Below are 1,316 nucleotides of genomic sequence, written 5' to 3'. Positions count from 1 at the left end.
CAGCCAAAGGTTTCATGATCAGCGACCAAGCTGCTTTCCATGTTTGTTTCATAGGCAATAAGTATCAACAAGAAAATTCGGAGCCAGTTTGAGAATAAGCTCAATGCAATTGCGGTTACTAATAGCTTGATGCTTAGAGCTCTATTAGGTTTTGAATCTAGAATTACATATACGGCGAGCGCGCATGCAATTGTAAAATAACGCAGCCCTGAACACCCATCGGCAATCACTAGCGCCCCATAGGGAAGTGTGATGGTGTTTTCTTCGATAAGAGCGGTAATGCCGATGAGATCGACTAGCCAAGTGACAGTTAAGCTACTTAAGTCGACAAGGGCTTGATTGAGGTAGTCCCAAATCGGTATTGCAAAGTAAATGAATGCGATGGACGGGAAGAGTTTTAAGCCGATATGTAGTCCTAAATAACTGGCAATAGCGAACCATAAAATGATTGGTATTAAAACTTGCTCGAGGATGTTTATATTGGCGCTAGATGTGACTAACCAAACAAGGCTTGATAGTGCTAAACCGATATAGGGTAGGTAGTTTGATAGAGAGCCGTTCTTAAAATTTGGGGGGTCGATTCTATGCAGAGTTTTTGCGCTGAGGTGAATGCTCATGGCGATCACTAAAAGCCCATGAGATAAAGATTCATCGAATTTAAGCCAGCGATCTAAAAGTACTTCTGTTGTTGGGTAAAAAACAAAAAATACAGCTAAAAATAGACTGCTTAGTTGCAGGTAGGTAAAAGTGAGTGTTGGCAAAATCCATCCAGCCATTTAATACGCGTATTTATTCATGGTAGCTGAATGATAAGGGGTTGCAATACCCCTTCTGCTCAAATGCTTTTCATTACTTGTTTTTACTAGTAATGCGCTCTTTAATTAAAGGAATAATGAAAAACAAGGATTGGATATAATGCAAAAAGTAGTGCCAGTAGTAATGGCGGGTGGAAGTGGAACGCGATTATGGCCGCTCTCGCGCAAGCTGTTTCCTAAGCAGTTTTTGCCTTTAATGGGCGAGCAAACCATGTTGCAAGATACTTTATCTCGCTTAGGTTCTGATGCGGCAAACCCAATTGTTGTGTGTAATGACGAACACCGCTTTAATGTGGCTGAACAATTGCGCCAGCAAGGGCAAAAAGCAGCAAACATTATTTTGGAACCGATTGGGCGCAATACTGCGCCTGCTGTTGCACTTTCGTCCTATGCGGCACTTAGTGAAGGTGCGGATCCTATTTTATTGGTGCTTGCGGCTGATCATGTGATTCGTGATGAAAAGGCTTTCCAGAGCGCCGTGCAGCTTGCGACAGCTTCCGC

Annotated in this window: 2 protein-coding genes; one reads left to right on the top strand and one right to left on the bottom strand. The window is 42.8% G+C overall.

Annotated features, from left to right (window positions below; genetic code table 11):
* Window positions 1-776 (bottom strand): archaeosortase/exosortase family protein (locus A3762_RS14080; RefSeq protein WP_197469268.1); only part of this gene is annotated, 776 nt, incomplete at its 3' end.
* Between the two features lie 139 nt (window positions 777-915).
* Between A3762_RS14080 and A3762_RS14075 the strand changes: the two genes are divergently transcribed.
* The coding region (locus A3762_RS14075; RefSeq protein WP_156493465.1) for a sugar phosphate nucleotidyltransferase at window positions 916-1,316 on the top strand (401 nt) is incomplete at its 3' end.

This window comes from Oleiphilus sp. HI0125 (genome assembly GCF_001635355.1).
The sequence above is the reverse complement of the archived record's forward strand: the minus strand, read 5'-3'. Positions and strand labels throughout refer to the sequence as shown.